This is a genomic window from Paracoccus sp. S4493, assembly GCF_000967735.1.
In the GTDB taxonomy this organism is placed as follows: domain Bacteria; phylum Pseudomonadota; class Alphaproteobacteria; order Rhodobacterales; family Rhodobacteraceae; genus Paracoccus; species Paracoccus marcusii.
The window spans coordinates 22,536-47,326 of the sequence record NZ_JXYF01000026.1 but is presented as its reverse complement, the minus strand read 5'-3'; the positions used below and the strand labels follow the sequence as shown (position 1 = coordinate 47,326).

Below are 24,791 nucleotides of genomic sequence, written 5' to 3'. Positions count from 1 at the left end.
GGGCCTGGGCCAGCGCCTCGGCGATGGCTGCGGACTGTGCTGGAAGGCCGTTCTCGTCGGTGACGACCTCGGTCACCGCACCCTCGCTGGCGGGGGCGTCGATGATCGCGGCCTGGTTGACGGCGTGATCGGCCAGGGCGCGTTCGGCGGCGGCGGCCGCCTCGGCCTCGGCCAGGGCGCGGGCCTCGCTGTCGGACAGCGGCACGATGGGCTCGCCCGCGAAGGTCAGCGGCGTCTCCGACGGGTTCGAGGGTTCGCGGGCGGTGGCGCCCAACTCTCCCATGGCGACGTCATCGGCGGACAGGTCCACCGGTGCCGGCGCGATCGCGACCTGCTCGGTCGGCGACAGGACCTGCCCGCCGGCGACCGAATTCACGGCCAGTCCGGTGTGGTTGGTCAGCTGACCGCCCGGATCCTCGGCGGTGGTGCGGGCCTCGCCCTGGACGGCGCGGATGACGGGCACGCCCGACACGTCGCGCGACACCAGTTGCCAGCCCCAGGCCATCAACCCGACCATCAGCGCCACCGATGCGACCGCGCCCATGTAATGGGTCACCCGCGCCAGCCGCGCCGGCAGGCCGTCGGCCTGCCCGGGGTGCTGTGCCTGACCGGCAGCCGCCGCCGGCTGTCCGTTCTGATCGTAAGAGAATTCGCGCTTCACCTTGTGACGCGAGAAAACGTAGCCGCCTTCGCGGAAGTCCATCACTGCCATGTTCGCCTGCCCGCCGGTTGTCCCGGATTAACTTTTGCCTGCTCTCAGCCTTCCCCGGCGGCGACGCATTCGGTCAGCGCATTTCTTCCGCCGGAGTGACGCCAAGAATAGCGAGACCAGATGAAATAACAACGCCAACCGCCCGGACCAGCGCAATTTTTCCTTGGCTTGTGACCGCGTCGCCATCCTGGATGAATCGCAGCGACATGTCGTCATTGCCGCGATTCCACAGCGAATGCAGGTCGGATGCCAGTTCATACAGGAAGAACGCCACGCGATGGGGCTCGTGCGCGCGGGCCGCGTTCTCGACCAGGCGCGGCCATTCGGCGACCTTGCGGGCCAGTTCCAGCTCGGCCGGGTGGGACAGGACGGACAGATCGGCATCCGCCAGGGTCGAATCGTCGACCGCGATCCCGGCCTCGGTCGCGCGGCGCAGCACTGAATGGACGCGCGCGCTGGCATACTGGACGTACCAGACCGGGTTGTCCTTGGACTGTTCCAGCACGCGGGCAAAGTCGAAATCCAGCGCCGCGTCGTTCTTGCGCGTCAGCATGATGAAGCGGGTGACGTCGGCCCCCGCTTCCTCGACCACGTCGCGCAAGGTCACGAAGGTACCCGCGCGCTTGGACATCTTGAACGGCTCGCCGTTCTTGTACAGCTTGACCAGCTGGATCAGCTTGACGTCCAGCGGCACGCGGCCGTTCGACAGCGCCTTGACCGCCGCGTTCATCCGCTTGACATAGCCGCCGTGATCGGCGCCGAAGACGTCGATCAGCTGATCGAAGCCGCGGTCGATCTTGTCCCAGTGATAGGCGATGTCGGGCGCGAAATAGGTCCATGCCCCGTCCGACTTCTGGATCGGCCGGTCCACATCGTCGCCATGCGCGCTGGAGCGGAACAGCAGCTGCTCGCGCGCCTCCCAGTCCTCGGGCAGCTTGCCTTTCGGCGGCTCCAGCACGCCGCGATAGATCAGGCCCTGCGTGTCCAGGCGCGCGATCGCATCCTCGATCCGCCCGGTGCCGTACAGCGCCTTCTCGCTGGAATAGACGTCCATCTCGACGCCCAGGATCGCCAGGTCGCCGCGGATCTGCTCCATCATCGCCTGCGTCGCGAATTCGCGGATCTCCTCCAGCCATTCGGCCTCGGGGCGGTCCAGCAGGCTGTCGCCGTACTTGGCCTTCAGCGCCTCTCCGACGGGGATCAAATAGTCGCCGGGATACAGCCCCTCGCGGATCTCGGGCTCCAGCCCGTTCGCCTCGCGATAGCGCTCGTATGCCGACCGGGCCAGCACGTCGACCTGCGCGCCGCCGTCATTGATATAGTATTCGCGCGTGACGTCATGGCCGGAGAATGCCAGCAGCCGCGCCAGCGCGTCGCCGAAGACCGCGCCGCGGACATGGCCCACATGCATCGGACCGGTGGGGTTGGCGCTGACGAACTCGACGTTGACCTTGGCATTCGCCCCAAGGTCGGATCGCCCGAATTCGGTGCCGGCCTGCAGAGCCGACCGGATCACGCCCTGCCAGACCACCGGCGACAGGCGCAGGTTCAGGAAACCGGGGCCCGCGACCTCGGCCGCGCTGATGCGGGGGTCGGTCAGGCGCGCGGCCAGGCGGTCGGCGATCTCGCGCGGCTTCATGCCAGCGGGCTTGGCCAGCACCATCGCGGCATTGGTTGCCATGTCGCCATGCGCCGGGTCGCGGGGCGGTTCGACCGTGACATTGGCGGTATCCAGGCCTGCGGGCAGCTCTCCTGCGGCGGCCATCTGGTCCAGCGCCTCGACGACGACGCCGCGCAAATCGGTGAAAAGGTTCATCATGGGCTTCCTGATTGACCCCCGGGGGTTACCCTTTCGGACGGGGAGAGGTCAACCGAAAGCCCCGCGCCACCGCCCCGCCGGCGGGACGGACGACGCAAAAGATTGACGCGGCAGCGCCTTTGGTCTACGCGATGCGGGCCTGCATCCGGCAGGCATCAAGGCGGGGCGTCCGTGTTTGCGTCCCAACTTAGCCGCCACTGCGCCAGACGGGCGCGCGGCTTGGAACGCATCGCGCCAGAACGGGCGCGGCTTAATGGAAAGCCCCGAATGACCAAGTTCTCTGATCTGAAGCTGGACCCCAAAGTGCTGCAGGCCGTGCTGGAAGCCGGCTACGAGACGCCGACGCCCATCCAGCAGGGGGCGATCCCGCCCGCCCTGGAAGGCCGCGACGTGCTGGGGATCGCGCAGACCGGAACCGGCAAGACCGCCAGCTTCACCCTGCCGATGATCACGCTGCTCGGCCGTGGCCGGGCCCGCGCGCGCATGCCGCGCAGCCTTGTGCTGTGCCCCACGCGTGAACTGGCCGCCCAGGTGGCCGAGAATTTCGACACCTATGCCAAGCACACCCGCCTGACCAAGGCGCTGCTGATCGGCGGCGTCAGCTTCGGCGAACAGGACAAGCTGATCGACCGCGGCGTGGACGTGCTGATCGCCACCCCGGGCCGCCTGCTGGACCATGTCGAGCGTGGCAAGCTGCTGCTGACCGGCGTTCAGATCATGGTCGTCGACGAGGCCGACCGCATGCTGGACATGGGCTTCATCCCCGATATCGAGCGCATCTTCCAGCTGACGCCCTTCACCCGCCAGACGCTGTTCTTCAGCGCCACCATGGCCCCCGAGATCGAGCGGATCACCAACACCTTCCTGCACTCGCCCGAACGGGTCGAGGTCGCGCGCCAGGCCTCGGCCAGCGAGACGATCACGCAGCGCCTGATCCAGCTAACCCCCACCCGCCGCGACATGGCCGCCAAGCAGAAGCGCGACCTGCTGCGCGCCCTGATCGACGCCGAGGGCGAGGGGCTGACCAACGCCATCGTCTTCTGCAACCGCAAGACGGACGTCGACATCGTCGCCAAGTCGCTGGCGAAATACGGATACGACGCGGCCCCGATTCACGGTGACCTGGACCAGAGCCAGCGGACCCGCACGCTGGAATCGTTCCGCGACGGCAAGCTGCGCCTGCTGATCGCGTCCGACGTCGCGGCGCGCGGCCTGGACATCCCGGCGGTCAGCCACGTCTTCAACTATGACCTGCCCAGCCACGCCGAGGACTATGTCCACCGCATCGGGCGCACCGGCCGCGCGGGCCGTCTTGGCACCTCGATCAGCATCGCCGTGCCGTCCGACGACAAGTATCTGGCCGCGATCGAGCAGTTGCTGAAATCCTCGCTGCCGCGGGTCGAGGCGCCGGCAGGATTTGCCGGTGGCGACGCACCTGCGCGCGACGACCGCAAGGCCGAAGGCAACGCCACGGAGGATCGCAAGGGCGGATCGCGCGAACGCGGCCGTCGCCGCCGTCGCGACGAACCCCGCCCCGAGGCGGAAGCCGCAGCGCCCCCCGCACCCGTCGCGACCGCAGCCGAACCGGAGGCCCGCATGGAGCCCAAAGTGCAGCCTGAACCCCGCCCCGAACCCGAAGCCCGCGCCGAGCAGCCGCGCCGCGAGGAGACCCGCAAGGACGAACGCCGCGAGGATCGTCGTGACGACCGCCGGGATGACCGTCGCGACGGACGCCGTGGTCGCGATCAGGACAACCGCGGGTCACAGGTGATGGGCATGGGCGATCACATCCCCCAGTTCATGCTGGTCGAACTGCGCAGCGTCGGCCTGTCGGACGACACCCCGACCGAGACCGTGGCAGAGGCCCCCGCCGCCGATCCCGCCCCCAAGCCCGCACGCCGGTCGCGCGGCCGCGGTCGCGGCAAGGCGCAGGCCGAGACGGCGACCGAAGCCCCCGTCGAAGCCCAGCCCGAGGCCCTGCAGCCCGAGACCGTACCGGCCGATGCCGTGCAGGACGCGCAGCCCGTGGCTGAAGCGCCCGTTCAGGCAGAGGCACCGGCGGTCGAACCCGCCGCGGAACCCAAGCCCAAGCGCACCCGCGGCCGCAAGAAGGCCGAGACGGCCGAAACCGACGCCCCCGCCGCCGAGCCGGTCGAGGAGACAGCGCCCAAGCCCAAGCGGACGCGCAGCCGCAAACCCGCCACCGATGTGGCAGAGGCGCCCGCCGAAGCCTCGGTCGATGCGCCCAAGCCCACCCGTCGCCGCAAGGCCGCGACCGCCGATGCGCCCGCCGCCGATGCCGCGACGGACGCGCCGGAAAAGCCCAAGCGCACCCGCCGCAAGAAGGCCGACGCCGACGCGCAGCCCAAGGACGCTGACGCGCAGGCCTGATGCGCGGCACGCCTCGCCCGCTATCCCGACTGCGCGGGGGCCGTCCGCCCCTGCGCAGTCTTCTGCCCGATCTGGCCCTGGGCCTGATCGCCGCCCTGGGCCTTGCACCCCTGGGCATCTGGGCCGCGACGCCGCTGGCGATGGCCGCGCTGATCTGGCGGCTGTCCCCCCTGCCCGCCGCCGCCGTGTTCTGGCACGTGCTGGCCGCGGGCTTTGGCTGGTTCGCCCTGTCGCTGTCCTGGATCACCGAACCCTTCCTGGTCGACATTGCCCGCCACGGCTGGATGGCGCCCTTTGCGCTGATCCTGATGGCGCTTGGGGGTGCCCTGTTCTGGGCGGTGCCGGCCGGCGCGGCCGCGCGTCTGGCCCGTGGTCCCGCTGCGCAGGCCACGGCGATCGCTGCGGCACTGGTCCTGTCGGACTGGCTGCGGGGCTGGATCTTCACCGGCTTCCCCTGGGCCCAGATCGGCCACGCATGGATCGACACGCCCGTCGCCCAGATGGCCGCGTGGACCGGGGCCCTGGGCCTTGGCACGCTGACGATGGCGCTGGCCGCAGTGCCGGTCCTGTTGCGCGGGCGCGCGGTGATGGCGACAGCCCTGGCCGCGGCCCTGCTGGCAGGCCCGTGGATCGCGGGGACGATGCGGCTGGCCGCACCGATGCCCGCCGACCGGCCCGTGACCCTGCGGATCGTGCAGCCCGATGCGGCGCAGCACCTGAAGTGGGACCCCGAATGGTCCACGGTTTTCTTCCAGCGCCTGCTGGACCTGTCCGCCGAACCCGGCCCCCGCGATCTGGTCATCTGGCCCGAGACGGCCGTGAACTTCCTGCTGGAGGATGCCGACGCGGTCCTGCCGATGATGTCCCAGGCCGCGGGCGCGCCTTTGGTCATGGGCATCCAGCGCCGCGAGGGCAGCCGCTTCTTCAACAGTCTTGCGACCGTCGTGCCGGGCGGAGAGGTCACCCAGGTCTATGACAAGTTCCATCTGGTGCCGTTCGGCGAATACGTCCCCTGGGGCGACGCGCTGGCCCATCTGGGCATCGGCGCCTTTGCCGCGCGGCAGGGCAACGGCTATTCCGCCGGTCCCGGACCGCAGATCATGTCCGCGCCGGGCGTCCCCGACTTTCAGCCGCTGATCTGCTATGAGGCGATCTTTTCCCAGCACCTGCGCCATCTGGACCAGCGCCCCGGCTGGCTGCTGCAGGCCACCAATGACGCATGGTTCGGCACCCTGTCGGGCCCGTACCAGCATCTGGACCAAGCCCGCCTGCGCGCGATCGAGACGGGGCTGCCGCTGGTGCGCGCCGCGAATACAGGGGTCAGCGCGGTGATAGACGCCCGCGGGCGCATCCTGGACAGCCTGCCGCTGAACCAGCCGGGCAAGATCGACGCGGCGCTGCCCGGTGCGCTGTCCGCGACGCCGTGGCTGGCGGTCGGGAACGTGCCGGTCTTGACGCTGCTGCTGCTGGTTCTGGGCCTGGCCCTGTGGCCGCGCCGCCGGGCGCGCGCGGCCTGACGCTGTCCGCCTGGCGACCCTAGTCTCGGATGAACCGGCTTTCCTTGATCTGATCCCAGGCCCAGACCACCTCGGACAGGCGATCCTCGTCGGAACGGTCGCCGCCGTTCATGTCGGGATGCAGGTCCTTGACCAGCGACTTGTACTGCTTGCGGATCTCGGCGCGGGTCCAGTGGTCCTTGGCCTCCAGGATGTCCAGCGCGCGGCGCTCGGTGGGCGGCAGCTTGCGGGCGCTGGACTGGGCGCGCGATTCCGGCGCGGTGCCGTTCGCGCCCAGGATCTCCAGCGGGTCGCTGACGCCATGGCGGGCCCATTTGTCCTCGGCCGCCGCGCGGCCAAAGGGCTTGGTCGGACGCTCCCAGACCGTTGCATTGTCGATGAACTGCTGGAACTCCTCCTCGGATTGGCCCTGGAAATAGTTCCAGTTCGCGTTGTATTCGCGGACATGCTCCTTGCAGAACCAGAAATAGTCATCAAGGTTGCGCGGGTTCTTGGGCGCGCGATACTGGCCCGGCTCGTCACAGCCTTCGCGTTCGCAGATGCGGGTCGAGGTTTCGAACGCCCCCGACATGCCGCGCCGCCCCTTGGTCTTGCGCTTCTTGTCCTTGGCGGCGGAAATGTCGAAACCGAACGGGTCGTTCTTGCTCATCCTGGGGCACCTTTGCGACTCAAGGCGGGCAGTTTAGGCTATCTGACGGGACATGAAACCCCTTGACGGAAAGGATATGCGGATGATCGCGGACCAGATGACCGAACGGCTGGCAGCCCTGCAGCCCACGACCCTGCAGGTGCTGGACGAAAGCGAGGATCATCGCGGCCATGCAGGCTTTCGCGACGGGGGCGAAAGCCATTTCCGCATCCGCATGGCCAGCCCGGCCTTTGCCGGGCTGACGCGGATCCAGCAGCACCGCCTGGTCCATGCGACCCTGGGCGACATCGTGCCGCGTATCCACGCGCTGGCGCTGGAACTGTCGGAAAGCCCGGACCGTTAGCGCCGTCAGGCTTGCTGCCCCCTGCCCCGCCCCCTAGAAAGCCCCCAACCTGCAGCACGAAGGGATGAGGGACATGACCGCGCCGAAGGATTTCAACGACAGGATGCTGTCCCTGGGCCTGGCCCGCGTCAGCGAGGCGGCGGCCCATGCCTCGGCCCGGCTGATCGGCCGCGGCGACGAGAAGGCCGCCGACCAGGCCGCGGTGAACGCGATGCGCGACCAGCTGAACATGCTGGACATCAAGGGCGTCGTCGTCATCGGCGAGGGCGAGCGCGACGAGGCGCCGATGCTGTTCATCGGCGAGGAGGTCGGCACCGGCGAGGGCCCCGAAGTGGACATCGCACTGGACCCGCTGGAAGGCACCACCCTGACCGCCAAGGACATGCCGAACGCGCTGACCGTCATCGCGATGGCGCCGCGCGGCACGCTGCTGCACGCGCCCGACGTCTATATGGACAAGCTGGCCGTGGGGCCGGGTTACCCCAAGGACGTCGTCAGCCTGGACATGAGCCCGTCCGAACGCGTGCGCGCCCTGGCCCGCGCCCGCGGCTGCGAGGACGGAGACATCACCGTCTGCATCCTGGAGCGTCCGCGCCATGAGGAGATGATCGCCGAGGTTCGCCAGACCGGCGCCGCGATCCGCCTGATCACCGACGGCGACGTGGCCGGCGTGATCCACTGCGCCGAGGCCGAACTGACCGGCATCGACATGTACATGGGTTCGGGCGGCGCACCCGAGGGCGTCCTGGCCGCGGCGGCGCTGAAATGCATGGGCGGGCAGATGTGGGGCCGGCTGATGTTCCGCAACGACGACGAGCGCGGCCGCGCGAAAAAGGCCGGGATCACTGACCTGGACCGCATCTATGCCCGCGACGACCTGGTCACCGACGACGTGATCTTTGCCGCGACCGGCGTCACCGACGGCTCGATCGTCGCCGGCGTCAAGCGCGAGCCGGGATACCTGACGACCGAGACCATCCTGATGCGGTCCAAGACCGGATCGGTGCGGCGCATGACCTATCGCAACCCGGTGAAGTGAGGTAAGGGGGGGCCCCGCGCCCCCCTGTCCCGTCCCGGGACGACCCCGGGGCCCTTGGACAAAGAAGACACATGACGGCATTTCTGGGCATCGACAGCTCGCTGACCGGGCGGCGGTGGATCGGCCCGCCCGCCGATCTGGAACGGCTGGCCGAAGGGCTGGCCCAGCAGGCGGCCCTGCCCCTGCCGGTGGCCCGCGTGCTGGCCGAACGCGGCGTGCCGCCCGCCGAGGCGGCCGGGTTCCTGGCGCCCAAGCTGCGCGACCTGCTGCCCGACCCGCTGACCCTGCGCGACATGGACGTCGCCGCCGAACGGCTGGTCGATGCCGCCGTCAACGGCCAGCGCATCGCGATCTTTGCCGATTACGACGTCGACGGCGGATCGTCGGCCGCCCTGCTGATCGACTGGCTGCACCAGCACGGGCGCCAGGCGACGCTTTATATCCCCGACCGGATCGATGAGGGTTACGGCCCCAACGTCCCCGCCATGACCGCGCTGGCGGCGGCGCATGACCTGATCGTCTGCGTCGACTGCGGGACGTTGTCGCATGACGCGCTGGCCGCCGCCGCGGGCTGCGCCGTGATCGTCCTGGACCACCACCTGGGCGGAGAGACCCTGCCCCCCGCGCTGGCCGTCGTGAACCCCAACCGCATGGACGAGGACGGCGCCCTGGGCCATCTGTGCGCCGCGGGCGTGGTGTTCCTGACGCTGGTTCAGGCTGGTCGCGTGCTGCGCCAGCGGGGCCTGCCGCAGCCCGACCTGATGGCGATGCTGGATCTGGTCGCGCTGGCCACGGTCGCCGATGTCGCGCCGCTGGTCGGCGTCAACCGCGCCTTTGTCCGCCAGGGTCTGGCCGTGATGGCGCGCAGACAGCGGGCGGGTCTGGTCGCGCTGTCCGACATCGCCCGCCTGGACGGCACGCCAAGCGCGTTCCACCTGGGCTTCCTGCTGGGGCCGCGCATCAATGCGGGCGGGCGCGTGGGTCGCGCCGATCTGGGCGCGCTGTGCCTGTCCTGCCGCGACGCGTCGCAGGCCGATCAGCTGGCCCGTCAGCTGGACGCGCTGAACAGCGACCGCCGCGCGATCGAGGCCGCCGTCCGCCTCGAGGCCCTGTCCCAGGTCGAGGCGCGGGGCGATGCGCGCCTGTCCTGGGCCGCGGGCGCGGGCTGGCACCCGGGCGTGGTCGGCATCGTCGCCGCCCGCGTCAAGGAGGCGACCGATCTGCCATCCGTGGTGATCGGTGTCGATCACGGCATCGGCAAGGGCAGCGCCCGGTCGGTCCCCGGCGTCGATCTGGGCCGCGCGATCCAGCGTCTGGCGCATGAGGGTCTGCTGCTGAAGGGCGGCGGGCACACCATGGCCGCAGGCCTGACCGTCGAGGAGGCAAAGATCCCCGCCGCGATGGACCGCTTGGCCGAACTGATCGCCCGCGATCTGGCGGGCCGCACCGGGTCGGGCGACCTGCGCATTTCGGGCCTCTTGGAGCCGTCGGGTGCCACCGCGCCCATGTACCGCATGCTGGAGGATGCCGGTCCCTTCGGGCAGGCCGCCCCCGCGCCGCGCTTTGCGTTTTCCGACCAGCTGATCGACAGCGCCGCGACCATGGGCGACCGCCACCTGCGCCTGCAGTTCCGCAGCCCCGGCAACCCCCCGATGGAGGCCGTGGCCTGGGGCGCGATGGACGGCCCGCTTGGTCCCGGCCTGATCGGCGCCAAGGGGCGGCGGTTCCACCTGGCCGGCAAGCTGGAGCTGTCGACCTGGGGCGGGCGGGAACGCCTGCGCCTTCGCCTGGACGATGCGGCACCCGCGACCGGCAACCTTTGACCCCGCCGGGGGTTCTGGTCACGACCGGACGCGGCCGCTAACCTGCCGCGACAGCGCGAAGGAGACCCCATGAAACTGACCTGGCTTGGCCATTCCGGCTTTCGTCTGCAGATCGAACAGGCCGTGATCCTGATCGACCCTTGGTTCAGCGGAAACCCCGTCTTTCCCGACGACCGGCGCGCCGAGGCCATCGACGGCGCCACGCATATCCTGATCACCCACGGCCATGGCGATCATACCGGCGACACGCTGGCCCTGGCCAAGGAGCTGAAGATCCCCGTCGTGGGCATCTTCGACCTGATCGGCCATTGGGAAAAGACCGACAAGATCGAGGGCATCGGCTTCAACAGGGGCGGCACGGTCGATCTGGGCGGCGCGCAGGTGACGATGGTCAACGCGACGCATTCCAGCTCGATCAGCGGACCGGACGGACCGGTCTATGCGGGTCACGAATCGGGCTACATGATCGCGGGCGACGGGCATGTGATCTATGTCTCGGGCGACACCGACATCATGGCCGACATGGAATGGATGGGCGATCTGCACAAGCCAGACATCGGCATCCTGTGCGCAGGTGGGCATTTCACCATGGACATGTCGCGCGCGGCCTATGCGGCCAAGCGCTATTTCGACTTCAAGACCGTGATCCCCTGCCATTACAAGACCTTCCCCCTGCTGGAACAGTCGGCGCAGGTGCTGATCGACGCCCTGCCCGACGTGGACGTGATCGAACCCAAGGTGATGGAGGCCATAGCGCTGTGACCTTTCAGACCTTCGACGACCCGGCGGGTGGCGGCGATCATGCCGCCCGCCTGACCGCCCTCCGCCAGTTGATGGCCCGGGAACAGCTGGACGCGGTCATCGTGCCGCGCGCTGACGTGCATCAGGGCGAATACGTGGCCGATGCCGACGCCCGACTGGCCTGGCTGACCGGGTTCACCGGCAGCGCAGGATTCGCGATCGTGACGGCTGACCAGGCGGGCGTCTTCATCGACGGCCGCTATCGCGTGCAGGTGCGCAGCCAGATCGACCTTGGTCATTTCACCCCGGTGCCCTGGCCCGAGACGCGTCCCTCCGCCTGGCTGGCCGAGGCCTTGCCCCAAGGCGGGCGCGTGGGTTTCGACCCTTGGCTGCACACCCGCAAGGAGATCGCCGGGATGGAGGGCGCGCTGACCGACACCGGCATCGCCCTGATCGCGCTGGACCACAATCCGGTCGACGCGATCTGGCCCGATCGCCCCGCCCCGCCCGTGGGCCCTGCCCGCATCCACCCCGACGCCATCGCCGGAGAGAGCGCGGCGCAGAAACGCGCCCGCCTGGCTACCGACCTCAAGGCACAGGGCCAGGCGGCGGCGCTGCTGACGCTGCCCGACTCGATATCCTGGCTGCTGAACATCCGCGGCAGCGACCTGCCCAAGAACCCAGTGGTGCAATCCTTTGCGGTGCTGTCGGACAGCGGCGATCTTGCGCTGTTCGCGGACCCGGCCAAGTTCGACGCCGACCTGCGCGCGCATCTGGGCAATCATGTCCACATCCTGCCGCATGACGCGCTGGCTGCGGCGCTGACCGACCTCGAAGGCCCCGTTCGCCTGGACCCCGGCTCCGCACCCGAGGCCGCGTTCCGCATCCTAGAGGCCGCGGGCACCACCGTCGTCGCAGGCCCCGACCCCGCCGTCCTGCCCAAGGCTCGCAAGAACGCGGCAGAGCTTTCGGGCATGCGCAGCGCCCATCACCGTGACGGGGTGGCCATGGTGCGCCTGCTGGCATGGCTAGACCGTCAGGATCCCGCCGCCCTGTCCGAGATCGATGTGGTGCGCCAACTGGAGGGGCTGCGCCGTGATCAGGGCATCCTCGACATCAGCTTCGACACGATCATGGGCGCCGGTCCGAACGGCGCCATCGTCCATTACCGCGTGACCGAGGCGACCAACCGTCGGTTGGCCGCGGGCGACCTGCTGCTGATCGATTCCGGCGGCCAATACGCCGACGGCACCACCGACATCACCCGCACCGTGCCCCTGGGCGATCCGCGCCCGGACGCGGTCGGGCCCTTCACCGCGGTGCTGCGCGGCATGATCGCCCTGTCGCGGGCGCGCTTTCCGACCGGCGTGACCGGAGGGCATCTGGACGCCCTGGCGCGTCAGTTCCTGTGGTCGCAGGGTCTGGACTACGATCACGGCACCGGCCACGGCGTCGGCGCGGCACTTTGCGTGCATGAAGGCCCGGCGCGGATCAGCCGCGTCAGCGACGTGCCGCTGGAACCCGGCATGATCCTGTCGAACGAGCCCGGCTACTACCGCGAAGGCAGCTTCGGCATCCGGATCGAGAATCTGATCGTCGTGACCCAGGCCGATGCCGAACCGGGCCGCCAGATGCTGGGCTTCGACACGCTGACGCTGTGCCCCATCGACCGCCGCCTGATCGACCGCGCCGCGCTGTCGGCCGACGATGTCGCCTGGCTGGACGCCTATCACGCCCACGTTCGGATCAGCCTGTCGCCCGATCTTCAGGGACAGGAACTGGACTGGCTGACGGCGGCGACCGAACCGCTCGGCCAAGTGTGACATCCGGGGGGTGCGGGGGGCAGGCAGCCCCCCGCGCCGCCGCGGGACGCAAACCTCACAACAGCGACAGGATGCGCGCCGCCTCGTCCCTGCACGGTGCCAGCGCGCCGCGATCCTCGCCTGGATGGAACCGCGCGCGGACGGCGGTCGGCATGGGCGCCGGCGAATCGATCAGCACCCGCGGGCCGGTCTGCACCGTCTCGGCCTGCCAGCTGCGCGCCAACGCGATCTGCGCGGCCTTGGACGCGCCGTAGGCGCCAAAGAACTTCTGCCCGCCCCGCGCATCGTCAAAGAACAGCGCCGTTCCCCGGCGCTGGCGCAGCAGCGGCTCCAGCATGGCGATCAGGCCGCGGGCGACCTCGACATTGACCAGCATCGACTTGGACCAGTCGCGCCCCTCGATATGGGGCGCCGGCGACATCGGCGCCGCATGAACCGCGCAATGCGCCCACAGGTCCAGCCCGCCCCACCGGCCGGCGATGGCCTGGGTCATCTGCTTCATCGCCTCTGGTTCGGTCACGTCCATCGGCGCCAGTGTCGCTTGGCCACCGGCCGCACGGATGCGGTCGTCCAGCTCCTCCAGCGCGCCCACGGTCCGCGCGACCGCCAGCACGTGATAGCCCTGCGCCGCCAGCCCCTCGGCCAGCGCCGCCCCAAGCCCCCGAGAGGCCCCCGTCACCAGCGCCAGCCGGGTGGCGCCTGTCTGTTCTATCTCGCTCATGTCCGGTCCCTTGCCACCGCGCGTCCCCCCGCGCAACCACGAAAAAGGGGCCCCCGAAGGGACCCCCTTGCCTGACCTGCCAGGACGCTCAGCGCGCCTTCAGGTCTACATAGTCGCGGCGGTCGCTGCCGACATACAGCTGGCGCGGACGGCCGATCTTGTTCTGCGGATCGCCGATCATCTCTTTCCACTGCGCGATCCAGCCCACCGTGCGCGACAGCGCGAAGATCGGCGTGAACATCGACGTGGGGAAGCCCATCGCCTCCAGGATGATGCCCGAATAGAAATCGACGTTGGGGTACAGCTTCTTCTCGATGAAGTACTCGTCCTCCAGCGCGATCTTCTCCAGCTCCTTGGCGACCTGCAGCGTCGGGTTGTCGCCCACGCCCAGCAGGTCCAGGACCTCGTCGGCCGATTCCTTCATGACCGTCGCGCGCGGGTCGAAGTTCTTGTAGACCCGGTGGCCGAACCCCATCAGCTTGAACGGGTCGGACTTGTCCTTCGCCTTGGCGATGTATTCCGGGATCCGGTCGACGGTGCCGATCTCGCGCAGCATCTCCAGGCAGGCCTGGTTCGCACCGCCATGGGCGGGCCCCCACAGGCAGGCGATGCCCGCCGCGATGCAGGCAAACGGGTTCGCCCCCGACGATCCCGCCAAGCGCACGGTCGAGGTCGACGCGTTCTGCTCGTGATCGGCATGCAGGGTGAAGATGCGGTCCATGGCGCGGGCCAGGGCCGGGTTCACCTCGTATTTCTCGGCCGGGACCGAGAAGCACATGTTCAGGAAGTTCGACGCGTAATCCAGGTCGTTCTGCGGATAGACGAAGGGCTGGCCGATCGAGTATTTATAGGCCATCGCCGCGATCGTGGGCAGTTTGGCGATCAGGCGGATCGCCGCGACCTCGCGCTGCCACTCGTCGTTCACGTCGGTCGAGTCGTGATAGAAAGCCGACATGGCGCCCACGACGCCGACCATGGTCGCCATCGGATGCGCGTCGCGACGGAAGCCGCGGAAGAAGTTGTGCATCTGCTCGTGCACCATCGTGTGGCGCGTGACGCGGGCGCGGAAATCGTCCATCTGCGCCTCGGTCGGCAGCTCGCCGTACAGCAGCAGATAGCAGACCTCCAGATAGCAGGACTTGGCGGCCAGCTGCTCGATCGGATAGCCGCGATACCACAGCTCGCCCTTGTCCCCGTCGATGAAGGTGATCGTCGAATCGCAGCTGGCGGTCGAGGTGAAGCCGGGGTCATAGGTGAACACGTCCGCCTGGCCATACAGCTTGCGGATGTCCAGAACGTCCGGGCCCTTGGTGGGCGACAGGATGGGCAGGTCATAGTCCTGCCCGTTCAGGTGCAGTTTAGCGGTCTTGTCGGCCATGCAAAGGCGTCCTTCCGGCTAAGGCCGGGCGGTCCGTCGCGTAAACCCGTCAGACAGCCCTGGCATGTGAGGGCAGGCTTCAGCCTGCCAAATCGGTCTGGTCCTGCAGCCGGGCCAGCGTTTCGTCGCGGCCAAGCGCAGTCATCATGTCGAACACACTGGGGGTGGCGCTCGTTCCGGCCAGGGCGGCGCGCAGCGGTGCCGCGATCTTGCCCAGTCCGACACCGTTTTCCGTGGCAACCTGCTGGGCCGCCTCCTCCAGATCGTCTCGGGTCCAGCTAGCATTCTGCACCGCAGCAGTCAATGATTTCAGCATACCACGGGATACCGTATCCAGATTGCGCGCCGCCTTCTCCTCGACCGTGACGGGGCGTTCGATCATCGCGAACCGCGCCTGGTCCAGCAGTCCGGGCAGCGTTTTCGCCTTTTCCTTCAATGCGCCCATCGCCGCCAGGATGCGGCTGCGCTGCGTGTCGGTCAGCGCAGGCGCGTCGGTTTCCGAAAGGTAATCCTGCAGCGCGGCCAGCACCTGATCGTCCGGCATCCGCCCGATATGATGGCCGCTGACATGCTCCAGCTTCTTGAAGTCGAGGCGTGCGGGCGCGCGTCCGATCCCCTCCAGCCCGAACCACTCGCGGGCCTGGGCATCGTCGAACAGCTCGTCGTCGCCATGGCTCCAGCCAAGCCGCGCCAGATAGTTGCGCATGGCCGCCGGCGGATAGCCAAGCGCCGCGAATTCGTGCAGCCCCACCGCGCCGTGACGCTTGGACAGCTTCTTTCCGTCCTCTCCGTGGATCAGCGGGATATGGGCATAGGTCGGGCGCGGCCAGCCCATCGCGTCGATGATCTGGATCTGGCGCGCGGTGTTGGTCAGGTGGTCGTCGCCCCGGATGACGTGGGTCACGCCCATGTCGTGATCGTCCACCACCACGGCCAGCATATAGGTGGGCGTCCCGTCGCTGCGCAGCAGCACCATGTCGTCCAGCTGGTCGTTGGCCACGCGCACCGCGCCCTGCACCTGATCGTCGATCACCGTCTCGCCGTCGCGCGGCGCCTTCAGGCGGATCGCATAGGGCGCGTCGGGCAGGTCGGTCGCATCGCGCCACGGGCTGAGGAAGGGCTGGCGCGGTTTCGCCTCGCGCCAGGCTGCGATCTCGTCGGTGGTGGAGAAGCACTTGTAGGCCGTGCCCTGGTCCAGCATCTGGCGGGCGACCTCGGCGTGGCGGTCCTTGCGTCCGAACTGGCTGACGGGTTCGCCGTCCCAGTCCAGGCCCAGCCAGGTCAGGCCCTTCAGGATCGCCGCGGTGGCCTCGGGGGTTGACCGGGCGCGGTCGGTATCCTCGATCCGCAACAGGAACTTGCCGCCCCGCCCCCGCGCGAACAGCCAGTTGAACAGCGCCGTCCGGGCGCCGCCCACATGCAGGTATCCGGTGGGAGAGGGGGCGAAACGGGTAACGATCTGGGTCATGGCGGCCTTCGGGCAGGGTCTGGCGCGGCACGGCGTTAACGCTTTGGTAAGCATCCCCGTGCCATCTTGCGGCCAAGTGATAGTCACCGGGTCGCGAAAGGACAAGGATGTTGCCCCAATCGGGGGCGGTCGCGCCCCCCCTGCCCCAGACCGCAACCCGCCCTGTGGCCGCCCCGCGCCCCGCCGCGGCGCTGCGCGCGGGACTGTTTCCCTGGGTGCCGGTCTGCCTGTCCGCCGGGATCGGGCTGTGGTTCCTGCATCCGACGCTGTTCGACGCGGCCCATTGGACGGTGATGGCCTGCCTGCTGGCGCTGTCGCTGACCATAGCACGCCACGCGCCCCTCTGGGCCGACCGAGGCCGGATCGACTGGCCGCAGGCCGATGCCGTCCATCTGGCCGCGCTGGCGCTGTCCTTCGTGATCGCCGGCACCGGCCTGGTCGCGTTCCGCGCCGCGCATGTCGCGGCCCCGGTTTTGGAATGGCGCTATTACGGCCCGGTCGAGGGGCGGGTGATCCAGATCGACCGGTCGGGGCGCGACCGGATGCGCCTGACGCTGGACGGGGTCGTGCTGCATGACCTGTCGCCCGACCGCACGCCCGCGCGGGTGCGCCTGTCGCTGATGGGCGACGACGCGTTGCCGCCCTTGGGCCAGCGCGTGATGCTGACCGGGCATCTGGGCCCGCCCCCGGCGCCGTCGTCCCCGGGCAGCTTCGATTTTCGGCTGTTCGCATGGTTCGACGGCCTGGGCGCCGTCGGCTATTCGCGCACGCCGATCATGGCCGTGGCGCCGCCGCAGGGGGGCGTGTGGTGGGCGCACCGGGCGCGCATGTCGATCAGCGCCGCGATCCAGGACCGCATCGGCGGACAGGCCGGCGCGGTGGCCTCGGCCCTGATGACCGGCGACCGCTCCGGCATCGCCGAGGAGACGAACGAAGTGATGCGCGCCTCGAACCTCTACCACATCATCTCGATCTCGGGGCTGCACATGGGAATGCTGGCGGCCTTCGTCTATGGCGCGGTGCGCATGGTCCTGGTGGGGGTGCAGGGCGCGGGGATCGGCTTGGCGCGACCGATGCACAAATGGGCGGCCGGCATCGCGCTGGCGGCGGCGGCGGCCTATCTGTGGCTGTCCGGCGGCGGGGTCGCGACCGAACGGTCGTTCATCATGGTCGCCGTCATGCTGGGCGCGATCATCGCCGACAGGCGGGCAATTTCCCTGCGCACGGTCGCCCTGGCCGCGACCATCGTGCTGATCTACTCGCCCGAGGCCGTCGTCAGCGCCGGCTTCCAGATGAGCTTTGCCGCCACCGTGGCCCTGATCCTGGTCTATGGCCCCTGGGCGCGGGTGTCCCCGCGCCTGCCATGGTGGCTGCGCCCGGTGGCGATGCTGATCGTGTCGTCGCTGATCGCCGCCGTGGCGACATCGCCCATTGCCGCGGCGCATTTCAACCGCATGGCGCAATACGGTCTGCTGGCGAACCTGCTGGCGGTGCCGGTCATGGGCACGCTGGTGATGCCCGCTGGCGTCATCGGCGCCGTCCTGGCCCTGGTCGGCATGGAGGCGCCGGCCCTGTGGGTCATGGGCATCGGCACGGAATGGATGCTGTGGGTCGCGCGATTCGTGGCCGATCTGGGCGGGGCGGTGACCGGTGTGGCCAAGCCGCCCGCCGCCGTGGTGCCGCTGATTGGCTTTGGCGCGGTGCTGGGCATCCTCTGCTGGCGCCCCGCGGCGCGGCGTGGGGTGCTGACGCAGGCAGGCTTCGTGCTGGCGATGATGCTGCTGATCGCCGCCGCCGCGCTGTGGATGACTGCCCGCCGCCCGCTGCTGCTGATCGCGCCGGAGGGCGAGGCCGTGGGCCTGATGACCCCCGAGGGCCGCGCCATCTCGAAACCCTCGGGCGGCGCCTTCGTCGTCTCGACCTGGCTGCAGGAGGACGGCGACATGGCCGACCAGGAAACCGCCGCCGCCCGCCCGGCCTGGACCGGCGACCGCCGCGACCGGCAGGCGGCGCTGTCCGGCGGCTGGCAGGTCTGGCACCTGACCGGAAAGGGGTCGGGGGCCCGCGCCGCCGCCGCCTGTCGTCCCGACCGCATCGTGGTCGCGACCGAACCCGTCGACGTCGACGGCAAGCCGCGCTGCCTGCTGCTGGACCCGACACGCCTCCGCCGCAGCGGCGCCGTCGCGATCCGCATGACCGCGGATGGACCGCAGGTCACCACGGGTCAACCGATGCGGCTGTCGCGATAGCACGGGCCCGTGGCCCGGGGCGCGATCGCGGCGCATGGTCCGCCAGACAGGTTCTTACGACCCGCAGGCGCCCCCGCGCCATGCGCAACCGCTGACAGGGTCGTCGTCAGGCCCGCGTCAGTCGCGCGACCAGATGCCGCGTCACCGGGGCCACCACCAGCACCGCCGGAAAGGCCACCGCCCAGCTGGACAGCCAGTTCCCCAGCCACAGCCCCGCGACCCCTCGGACAGACCCACCGCCCGGACCGTGGCGATCCCCGACACCAGCGACGACATCAGCCCCGACAGGAAGAAGCCGAACACGATCGGGGCATAGCGTGCGGGTATCATCTGGCGATCGTTCCGAAACCCATCCCCGCCCCTCGCTCAGGCCAGCTCGGCAAAGACCTTGCCCAAGGCCTTGTCCAGCTTCTCGAACATCTCGTCCATCTGCGCGGGCGTCAGGATGAAGGGCGGGCACAGCACGATCGACTGCCCCAGGGGACGACAGATCAGGCCCATGTCGGTGCACGTGTTGGCAATCCGCTCGCTGACCGACAGATGCCCCTCGAAGGGCGTCTTGGTCGCCTTGTCGCGCACCGCCTCCAGCGCCCACATGAAGCCCACGCCGCGATATTCACCGATATTCGGGTTCTGCGCCAGCTGCCGCAGCCCGTCCTCGAAGCGCGGAGCCAGGTCAATGACGTTCTGCGCCAGCCCCTCGTTCATCACCACGTCGATGGCCTTCAGCGCGATCGCGCAGCCCACCGGGTGGCCCGACGCGGTGAAACCGTGCGGGAACTCCTCGATCTTGTCGATGGCGGCCTGCAGGCGGTCGGTCAGTTCCGGCCCCAGGATCACCGCGCCCATCGGGAACAGCCCCGCCGTTAGGTTCTTGGAGCTGATGATCGCGTCGGGGACGAAATCGTAGGTCACCGACCCCCAGGTGTTCCCCGTCCGTCCGAACCCGGTGATCACCTCGTCCGCGATCATCGGGATGCCGTGCTTTTTCAGCACGGGCAGGATCGCCTGGAAATACCCCTCGGACGGCGGAATGACCCCGCCCGCGCCCTGCACGGGTTCCGCGAAAAAGCCCGCGATGGTGTCCGCGCCCTCGCGCTGGATCGTCTCGTCCAGCTCGCGCGCCAAGCGCTGCGTGAACGCCGCCTCGGTCTCCCCTTCCTCTCCGAAACGCCAGTAATGCGGGCAGGTCAGATGGATGAAGCCTGGCAGAGGCAGGCCGAACACCTCGTTATAGGGCTTGCCGGTCATGCTGGCCGACACGGCGGTCACGCCGTGATAGGCGTTCCAGCGCGTCAGGATCTTGCGCTTTTGCGGATTGCCCTCGCTGGCATGCATGAACCACAGCATCTTGACCATGGTGTCGTTCGCCTCGGAGCCCGAGTTCGTGTAGAACACCTTGCCGCGCGAAAACGGCGACACCTCGACCAGCTTCTCGGACAGCATCACGGTCTGGTCGGACATCCGCCCGAAGAACGCGTGATAGCCCGGAAAGCGATCGTACTGATCCTTGGCGGCCTGGGCCAGGCCCTTGTGGTCAAAGCCCGCGACCATGTTCCACAGGCCCGAATTGGCGTCCAGATAGCGATTGCCGTTCACGTCGACGACATAGGGGCCCTCGCCATGGGTCAGGACGACGGCGCCGCGCTTGTGGACGCTTGGCAGGTCGGTGAAGCCGTACAGCGAGTATTCGTCGGCGCGTGCTTCCCAGCTTTGCGGGGTGGTCATGGTCGGTCTCCTTGCCGGATCTTGGGGGCAGGCTAGCCGGGCGCCGGGCGGCGTTCAATGGGGGACGCTTGTGCAGATCGTGCAACCGGGGCACAGTTCGCCCGAACCGCCGGAGGAGTTCCCATGAGACACCTGATGCTGGCCGCTGCCGCCACCCTGGCCTGCGCCGCCCCCGCCCTGTCCGAAAACCGCATCGACCTGATCCGCCCCGACGCGCCGGAGCTGGCCGCGCGCGGCGCGCATCCGGTCGGCGTGCGCGCCGCCAGCTTCACCGACCCGGACCGCATCGACGTGATCGCGACCACCGCCACGGGCACGCCCCCCACCGCGGAACGCACCCTGCAGGCAGAGATCTGGTATCCTGCGGCCGACGGCACCGAACCCGGCACCACCTATGACACGATCCTGCGCGATGGTGTCACGCCCACCACCCTAACTGGCAGCGCCGCCCGCGACGCAGCGCCGGCCGAGGGGTCGTTCCCGCTGGTCATCCTGTCGCACGGCTATCCCGGCAACCGCTATCTGATGAGCCACCTGGCCGAGAACTTGGCCTCCAAGGGATACGTCGTGGTCGCCGCAGACCATCCCGACAGCACGTACGACGACATGGGGGCGTTTGCCTCGACCCTGGTGAACCGGGCGGTGGACCAGCGGTTCCTGCTGGACAGCATGGCCGGGCTGGAGGACGAGATCGGCGCGATCACCGATGCCGACACGGCGGCCGTCGTGGGCTATTCCATGGGCGGATACGGCGCGATGATCTTTGGCGGCGCGGGCCTGTCGCAGACCGCCATCGACCGGACCGAGCCCGAACGCTTCATCCCGCCGCAGAAGCTGCTGTCCCGGCTGGCCGCGGGCAGCGAGGATCACGCCGCCCTGGTCGATCCGCGCGTCAAGGCCATCGTGGCCATCGCCCCCTGGGGCCGCCAGCACGAGTTCTGGGACGCGGACGGGCTGGCCGGCATGACCAAGCCGCTGCTGCTGGTCGCGGGCAGCGATGACGACGTGTCGATCTATGACGCGATCCGGCAGATCTTCGACCAGACGACCGCGGCGACACGGCACCTTCTGACCTTCGATCATGCCAACCACAACGCCGCTGCCCCGATCCCCGCCCCGGTCGAGGCCTGGGCCTTCTCGGAATCCCTGGGCCGCGCGCCCTTCGACCATTACGCCGATCCGGTCTGGGACAGCGTGCGAATGAACAACGTCCTGCAGCATTTCACCACGGCCTTCCTGGACCAGCACCTGAAGGGCGAGGATCGCGGCGCCTTCCTGGACCTGGTGCCCGATGCCGAGGACGGGGTCTGGTCGGTCGATGACGCGGGCACGCCAGATGCGACCCACAGCTATTGGCCGGGCTTTCCCGAGCGCAGCGCCAAGGGGCTGATGTTCGAAACCAAGAACGCCGGTCAGTAGGCCGTCAGGGGCGGCGCAGGCCGATCTGGTCCAGCGCCGCCTCCAGCGCCGTCATCGGGCGACGCTCGGCTACCAGCGCGTCGAACCGCGCGCGCAGGGCGGCCTTTTCGGCGCCCTTGCAGTCGTTCCAGGGCCGCCCCTGCAGCGCCATGTGCAGCACGTAATATCCGATGAAATGCGGACGCTCTCCGGCGTCCATCAAGGCGCGATAGGCCGCGTCCGCCCCCATCGCCCGCAGCGCCGCCGCGTCCGGCACGCCGGCCGCGATCAGCGCCTGCGCGGTGGCGGGGCCGATGTTGCGGATGGTGGTCAGGTCGCTCTCCATCCCGTGCCTTTCCAAAAGCCTGCATTTCCTGTATCGCTGCGCGACCTTCAGGAACAGGCATGACATGACCGCCCATAACCCGGCCGCGAAGAAACTGTTCATCAAGACCTACGGGTGCCAGATGAACGTCTATGACAGCCAGCGCATGGCCGAGGCGATGGGCGCCGAGGGCTATGTCCTGACCGAGGATCAGTCGGACGCCGACATGGTCCTGCTGAACACCTGCCACATCCGCGAGAAGGCGGCCGAGAAGCTGTATAGCGACCTGGGCCGGCTGAAGCCCCTGAAGGCCGCGCGCCCCGACCTGAAGGTCGGTGTCGCGGGCTGCGTGGCCCAGGCCGAGGGGGCCGAGATCATCCGCCGGATGCCGCTGGTTGATCTGGTCGTCGGGCCGCAGACCTATCACCGCCTGCCCGCCATGGTGCGCGGCGAGGCGCCCGCCATCGACACCGATTTCCCCGAAGAAGACAAGTTCGACCACCTGCCCGCCCCCCGCGCAACGCGGCGCGCGCCCGCGGCCTTCCTGACCGTGCAGGAGGGCTGCGACAAGTTCTGCGCCTTCTGCGTGGTGCCCTATACCCGCGGCGCGGAGGTCAGCCGCCCCGCCGAACGCATCTTGGCCGAGGCCCGTGACCTGGTCGGACGCGGCGTGCGCGAGATCACCCTGCTGGGCCAGAACGTCAACGGCTGGCATGGGGGCCCGGGCGGTTTCGGCGCCCTGATCCGCGCCCTGGGCGAGATCGACGGGCTGCTGCGGATCCGCTATACCACCAGCCATCCCAACGACATGGCCGACGATCTGATCGAGGCGCATCGCGACGTGCCCCAGCTGATGCCCTATCTGCACCTGCCCGTGCAGTCGGGCAGCGACCGCATCCTCAAGGCGATGAACCGCAAGCACACCGCGGACCAGTACCTGCGCCTGATCGACCGCATCCGCGCGGCGCGTCCCGACATCCTGCTGACCAGCGACTTCATCGTCGGCTTTCCCGGAGAGACGGACCAGGATCACGCCGACACCCTGAGCCTGATCGAACAGGTGGGCTTCGGCATGGCCTACAGCTTCAAGTATTCGCCGCGTCCGGGCACCCCCGCCTATGACCGCCCCGAGGTCGACGCCGCCGTGGCCGACGCCCGCCTGCAGGAGTTGCAGGCCCTGCTGACCCGTCAGCAGCATGCGGTCCAGGACGGCATGATCGGTCGCACCGTCAACGTGCTGTTCGAGAAGGCGGGCCGCGAGGCGGGCCAGATGATCGGCAAGTCCGACTATCTGCATTCCGTCTTCGTCGACACCGACCGCGCCCAGGTCGGTGATCTGCGCCCCGTGCGCATCATCGGCAGCCAGCGCAACTCGCTGCACGGCGAACTGGTCGCATAGCCCGGCGACGGGGCGGCCCGTTCGGGTCTGTGACCGGGTCATCCGCCGGGTCCGGACCGGCCTGCCGCCACATGCGACATGCGGAACGGCCCCGGACCAAGGTCATGAACCAGGCGGCAGGTCTGTGCCCATGCCGCCACCGTCGTCGGAACGGCAGGATCCGTGATAAGGCGGCACTCCTGCATCGCTCCTTCATTGCTGCCAGCGCTGCGCCCCGCACCGCCCGCGACCAGGGCCGGCGCGCTACCAGGGCCAACGCGCGGCCGTGACCAGCGCCCTGATGGATCCCCGCGGCACGATTGACGGCGTCCCTTCGCTGCTGCGCATCGCGCGGGGTTTGATCAGGATCAAGGCGCCGCCCGCTCCGCACCGCTACGATGGCTTATCCGCAACAGGAGGCGATCATGGCCTACAAGACGATCCTGACAGTCCTCAGCCACCCGTCCCAGGTGCCGCAGCTGGACGATGCCGCGGCGCTTGCCGCGGCGCATGACGCGCATCTGGATATCCTCTGCCTGGGCATAGACCACAGCCAGGCCGGGTACTTCTTTCCCGGCGGCACGTCCTATGGATGGCAGGAGGCGATCGACAGCGCGCTGACCGATGCCAATGCGCTGGACCGCAAGGTGCGCGACCGCATAGCCGCGTCCCACGACCTGCGCTGGTCCTGCGAGGCCGCGGTGACCCAGTCCCTGGGCATCGCATCGCTGGTGGGCCTGCGGGCGCGGTTCTCGGACCTGGCGATCCTGGCAAGCCCCTATGCCAAGGGCCAGCCCGGCGACGCCGAACTGATCACCGAGGCCGCGCTGTTCGAGGGGGCCTGCCCCGTCCTGGTCCTGCCGCAGGGCTGCGAGCCGGTTGCCGCGCCGCGCCGCATCCTGGTCGCCTGGAACCAGTCCGCCGAGGCCCTGGCCGCCATCCGCCGCGCCCTGCCACTGCTGCGCGCCGCCGAGATGGTCGAGGTGACCTGCATCGATCCGCGCAGCAGCGGGCCGGAACGCTCCGATCCGGGGGGGGCGCTGACGCAGATGCTGACGCGGCACGGCGTCCATGCCCAGATCGCGGTGCTGGCCCGCACCGCCCCCCGCATCAGCGACGAGATCAACCGCCGCGCGATAGAGGTCGATGCCGACATGGTGGTGATGGGCGCCTATGGCCATTCCCGCCTGCGCGAGGCGATCCTGGGCGGTGCGACGCGCAACATGCTGGAACAGGCGCGCGTGCCGGTCTTCCTGGCGCGTTGAAGGCGTACGCCGGCTTGCGGGGAT

The 24,791-nt window shown here is 69.2% G+C and carries 17 protein-coding genes and 3 pseudogenes; 11 read left to right on the top strand and 9 right to left on the bottom strand.

What is annotated here, in order from left to right; genetic code table 11:
• Both TW83_RS05595 and argS read right to left on the bottom strand, forming a co-directional pair.
• Nucleotides 1-712, bottom strand: a pseudogene (locus TW83_RS05595) (SPOR domain-containing protein); the annotation flags it as partial.
• Between the two features lie 73 nt (nucleotides 713-785).
• Nucleotides 786-2,528 (bottom strand): arginine--tRNA ligase, encoded by a 1,743-nt coding sequence (argS, locus tag TW83_RS05590; RefSeq protein ID WP_045981793.1) that lies wholly within the window; start codon nucleotides 2,526-2,528, stop codon nucleotides 786-788.
• 270 nt (nucleotides 2,529-2,798) lie between these two features.
• Between argS and TW83_RS05585 the strand changes: the two are divergent.
• Both TW83_RS05585 and lnt read left to right on the top strand, forming a co-directional pair.
• Nucleotides 2,799-4,337, top strand: a pseudogene (locus TW83_RS05585) (DEAD/DEAH box helicase); the annotation flags it as partial.
• 584 nt (nucleotides 4,338-4,921) lie between these two features.
• Nucleotides 4,922-6,439 (top strand): apolipoprotein N-acyltransferase, encoded by a 1,518-nt coding sequence (gene lnt, locus TW83_RS05580; RefSeq protein ID WP_084697275.1) that lies wholly within the window; start codon nucleotides 4,922-4,924, stop codon nucleotides 6,437-6,439.
• 19 nt (nucleotides 6,440-6,458) lie between these two features.
• Here lnt and TW83_RS05575 read toward each other — a convergent pair whose 3' ends face one another.
• Entirely contained in the window at nucleotides 6,459-7,088 is a 630-nt protein-coding gene (locus tag TW83_RS05575) for a J domain-containing protein (RefSeq protein ID WP_045981786.1), read from the bottom strand.
• An 82-nt stretch (nucleotides 7,089-7,170) separates the two neighbouring features.
• On the opposite strand from TW83_RS05575, the gene TW83_RS05570 reads away from it, so the two are divergent.
• The 5 genes from TW83_RS05570 to TW83_RS05550 all read left to right on the top strand — a co-directional run bounded on the left by TW83_RS05570 (nucleotide 7,171) and on the right by TW83_RS05550 (nucleotide 12,857).
• On the top strand, nucleotides 7,171-7,431 hold the full coding sequence (locus tag TW83_RS05570; protein ID WP_045981785.1) for a BolA family protein: 261 nt from the start codon (nucleotides 7,171-7,173) through the stop codon (nucleotides 7,429-7,431).
• A gap of 73 nt (nucleotides 7,432-7,504) precedes the next feature.
• Nucleotides 7,505-8,470, top strand: coding sequence for a class II fructose-bisphosphatase (glpX, locus tag TW83_RS05565; protein ID WP_045981784.1), 966 nt, complete (start codon nucleotides 7,505-7,507; stop codon nucleotides 8,468-8,470).
• Nucleotides 8,471-8,541: 71 nt separating this feature from the next.
• On the top strand, nucleotides 8,542-10,293 hold the full coding sequence (gene recJ / locus TW83_RS05560; protein WP_045981783.1) for a single-stranded-DNA-specific exonuclease RecJ: 1,752 nt from the start codon (nucleotides 8,542-8,544) through the stop codon (nucleotides 10,291-10,293).
• A gap of 69 nt (nucleotides 10,294-10,362) precedes the next feature.
• Nucleotides 10,363-11,055: a metal-dependent hydrolase gene (locus tag TW83_RS05555; protein ID WP_045981782.1), complete on the top strand. Its 693-nt coding sequence runs from the start codon at nucleotides 10,363-10,365 to the stop codon at nucleotides 11,053-11,055.
• Nucleotides 11,052-12,857 (top strand): aminopeptidase P family protein, encoded by a 1,806-nt coding sequence (locus tag TW83_RS05550; protein WP_045981781.1) that lies wholly within the window; start codon nucleotides 11,052-11,054, stop codon nucleotides 12,855-12,857. The genes TW83_RS05555 and TW83_RS05550 overlap by 4 nt, the downstream gene beginning before the upstream one ends.
• A gap of 55 nt (nucleotides 12,858-12,912) precedes the next feature.
• Here TW83_RS05550 and TW83_RS05545 read toward each other — a convergent pair whose 3' ends face one another.
• The 3 genes from TW83_RS05545 to gltX form a co-directional block, all read right to left on the bottom strand.
• A complete protein-coding gene (locus TW83_RS05545) occupies nucleotides 12,913-13,578 on the bottom strand; it encodes an SDR family NAD(P)-dependent oxidoreductase (protein WP_045981780.1) in 666 nt (221 codons plus the stop codon).
• 88 nt (nucleotides 13,579-13,666) lie between these two features.
• Nucleotides 13,667-14,956 carry a citrate synthase gene (locus TW83_RS05540; protein ID WP_045981779.1) on the bottom strand — a complete coding sequence of 430 codons (1,290 nt, stop codon included), beginning with the start codon at nucleotides 14,954-14,956 and terminating at the stop codon, nucleotides 13,667-13,669.
• 79 nt (nucleotides 14,957-15,035) lie between these two features.
• On the bottom strand, nucleotides 15,036-16,424 hold the full coding sequence (gene gltX, locus TW83_RS05535) for a glutamate--tRNA ligase (protein WP_045981778.1): 1,389 nt from the start codon (nucleotides 16,422-16,424) through the stop codon (nucleotides 15,036-15,038).
• Nucleotides 16,425-16,531: 107 nt separating this feature from the next.
• Between gltX and TW83_RS05530 the strand changes: the two genes are divergently transcribed.
• Nucleotides 16,532-18,673: a ComEC/Rec2 family competence protein gene (locus tag TW83_RS05530; RefSeq protein ID WP_052714648.1), complete on the top strand. Its 2,142-nt coding sequence runs from the start codon at nucleotides 16,532-16,534 to the stop codon at nucleotides 18,671-18,673.
• A 106-nt stretch (nucleotides 18,674-18,779) separates the two neighbouring features.
• On the opposite strand, the pseudogene TW83_RS19745 reads toward TW83_RS05530, so the two are convergent.
• Nucleotides 18,780-19,003, bottom strand: a pseudogene (locus TW83_RS19745) (DUF2798 domain-containing protein).
• Between the two features lie 36 nt (nucleotides 19,004-19,039).
• Nucleotides 19,040-20,401 carry an aminotransferase gene (locus TW83_RS05525; RefSeq protein WP_045981777.1) on the bottom strand — a complete coding sequence of 454 codons (1,362 nt, stop codon included), beginning with the start codon at nucleotides 20,399-20,401 and terminating at the stop codon, nucleotides 19,040-19,042.
• Between the two features lie 123 nt (nucleotides 20,402-20,524).
• On the opposite strand from TW83_RS05525, the gene TW83_RS05520 reads away from it, so the two are divergent.
• On the top strand, nucleotides 20,525-21,820 hold the full coding sequence (locus TW83_RS05520; RefSeq protein WP_045981776.1) for an alpha/beta fold hydrolase: 1,296 nt from the start codon (nucleotides 20,525-20,527) through the stop codon (nucleotides 21,818-21,820).
• 4 nt (nucleotides 21,821-21,824) lie between these two features.
• Here the strand turns inward: TW83_RS05520 and TW83_RS05515 are convergent, their stop codons facing one another.
• Nucleotides 21,825-22,145 carry a TfoX/Sxy family protein gene (locus TW83_RS05515; protein ID WP_045981775.1) on the bottom strand — a complete coding sequence of 107 codons (321 nt, stop codon included), beginning with the start codon at nucleotides 22,143-22,145 and terminating at the stop codon, nucleotides 21,825-21,827.
• Between the two features lie 64 nt (nucleotides 22,146-22,209).
• On the opposite strand from TW83_RS05515, the gene miaB reads away from it, so the two are divergent.
• Both miaB and TW83_RS05505 read left to right on the top strand, forming a co-directional pair.
• Nucleotides 22,210-23,523, top strand: coding sequence for a tRNA (N6-isopentenyl adenosine(37)-C2)-methylthiotransferase MiaB (gene miaB / locus TW83_RS05510; RefSeq protein WP_045981774.1), 1,314 nt, complete (start codon nucleotides 22,210-22,212; stop codon nucleotides 23,521-23,523).
• 404 nt (nucleotides 23,524-23,927) lie between these two features.
• On the top strand, nucleotides 23,928-24,767 hold the full coding sequence (locus TW83_RS05505) for a universal stress protein (RefSeq protein ID WP_045981789.1): 840 nt from the start codon (nucleotides 23,928-23,930) through the stop codon (nucleotides 24,765-24,767).
• The last annotated feature ends 24 nt before the right edge of the window (nucleotides 24,768-24,791 follow it).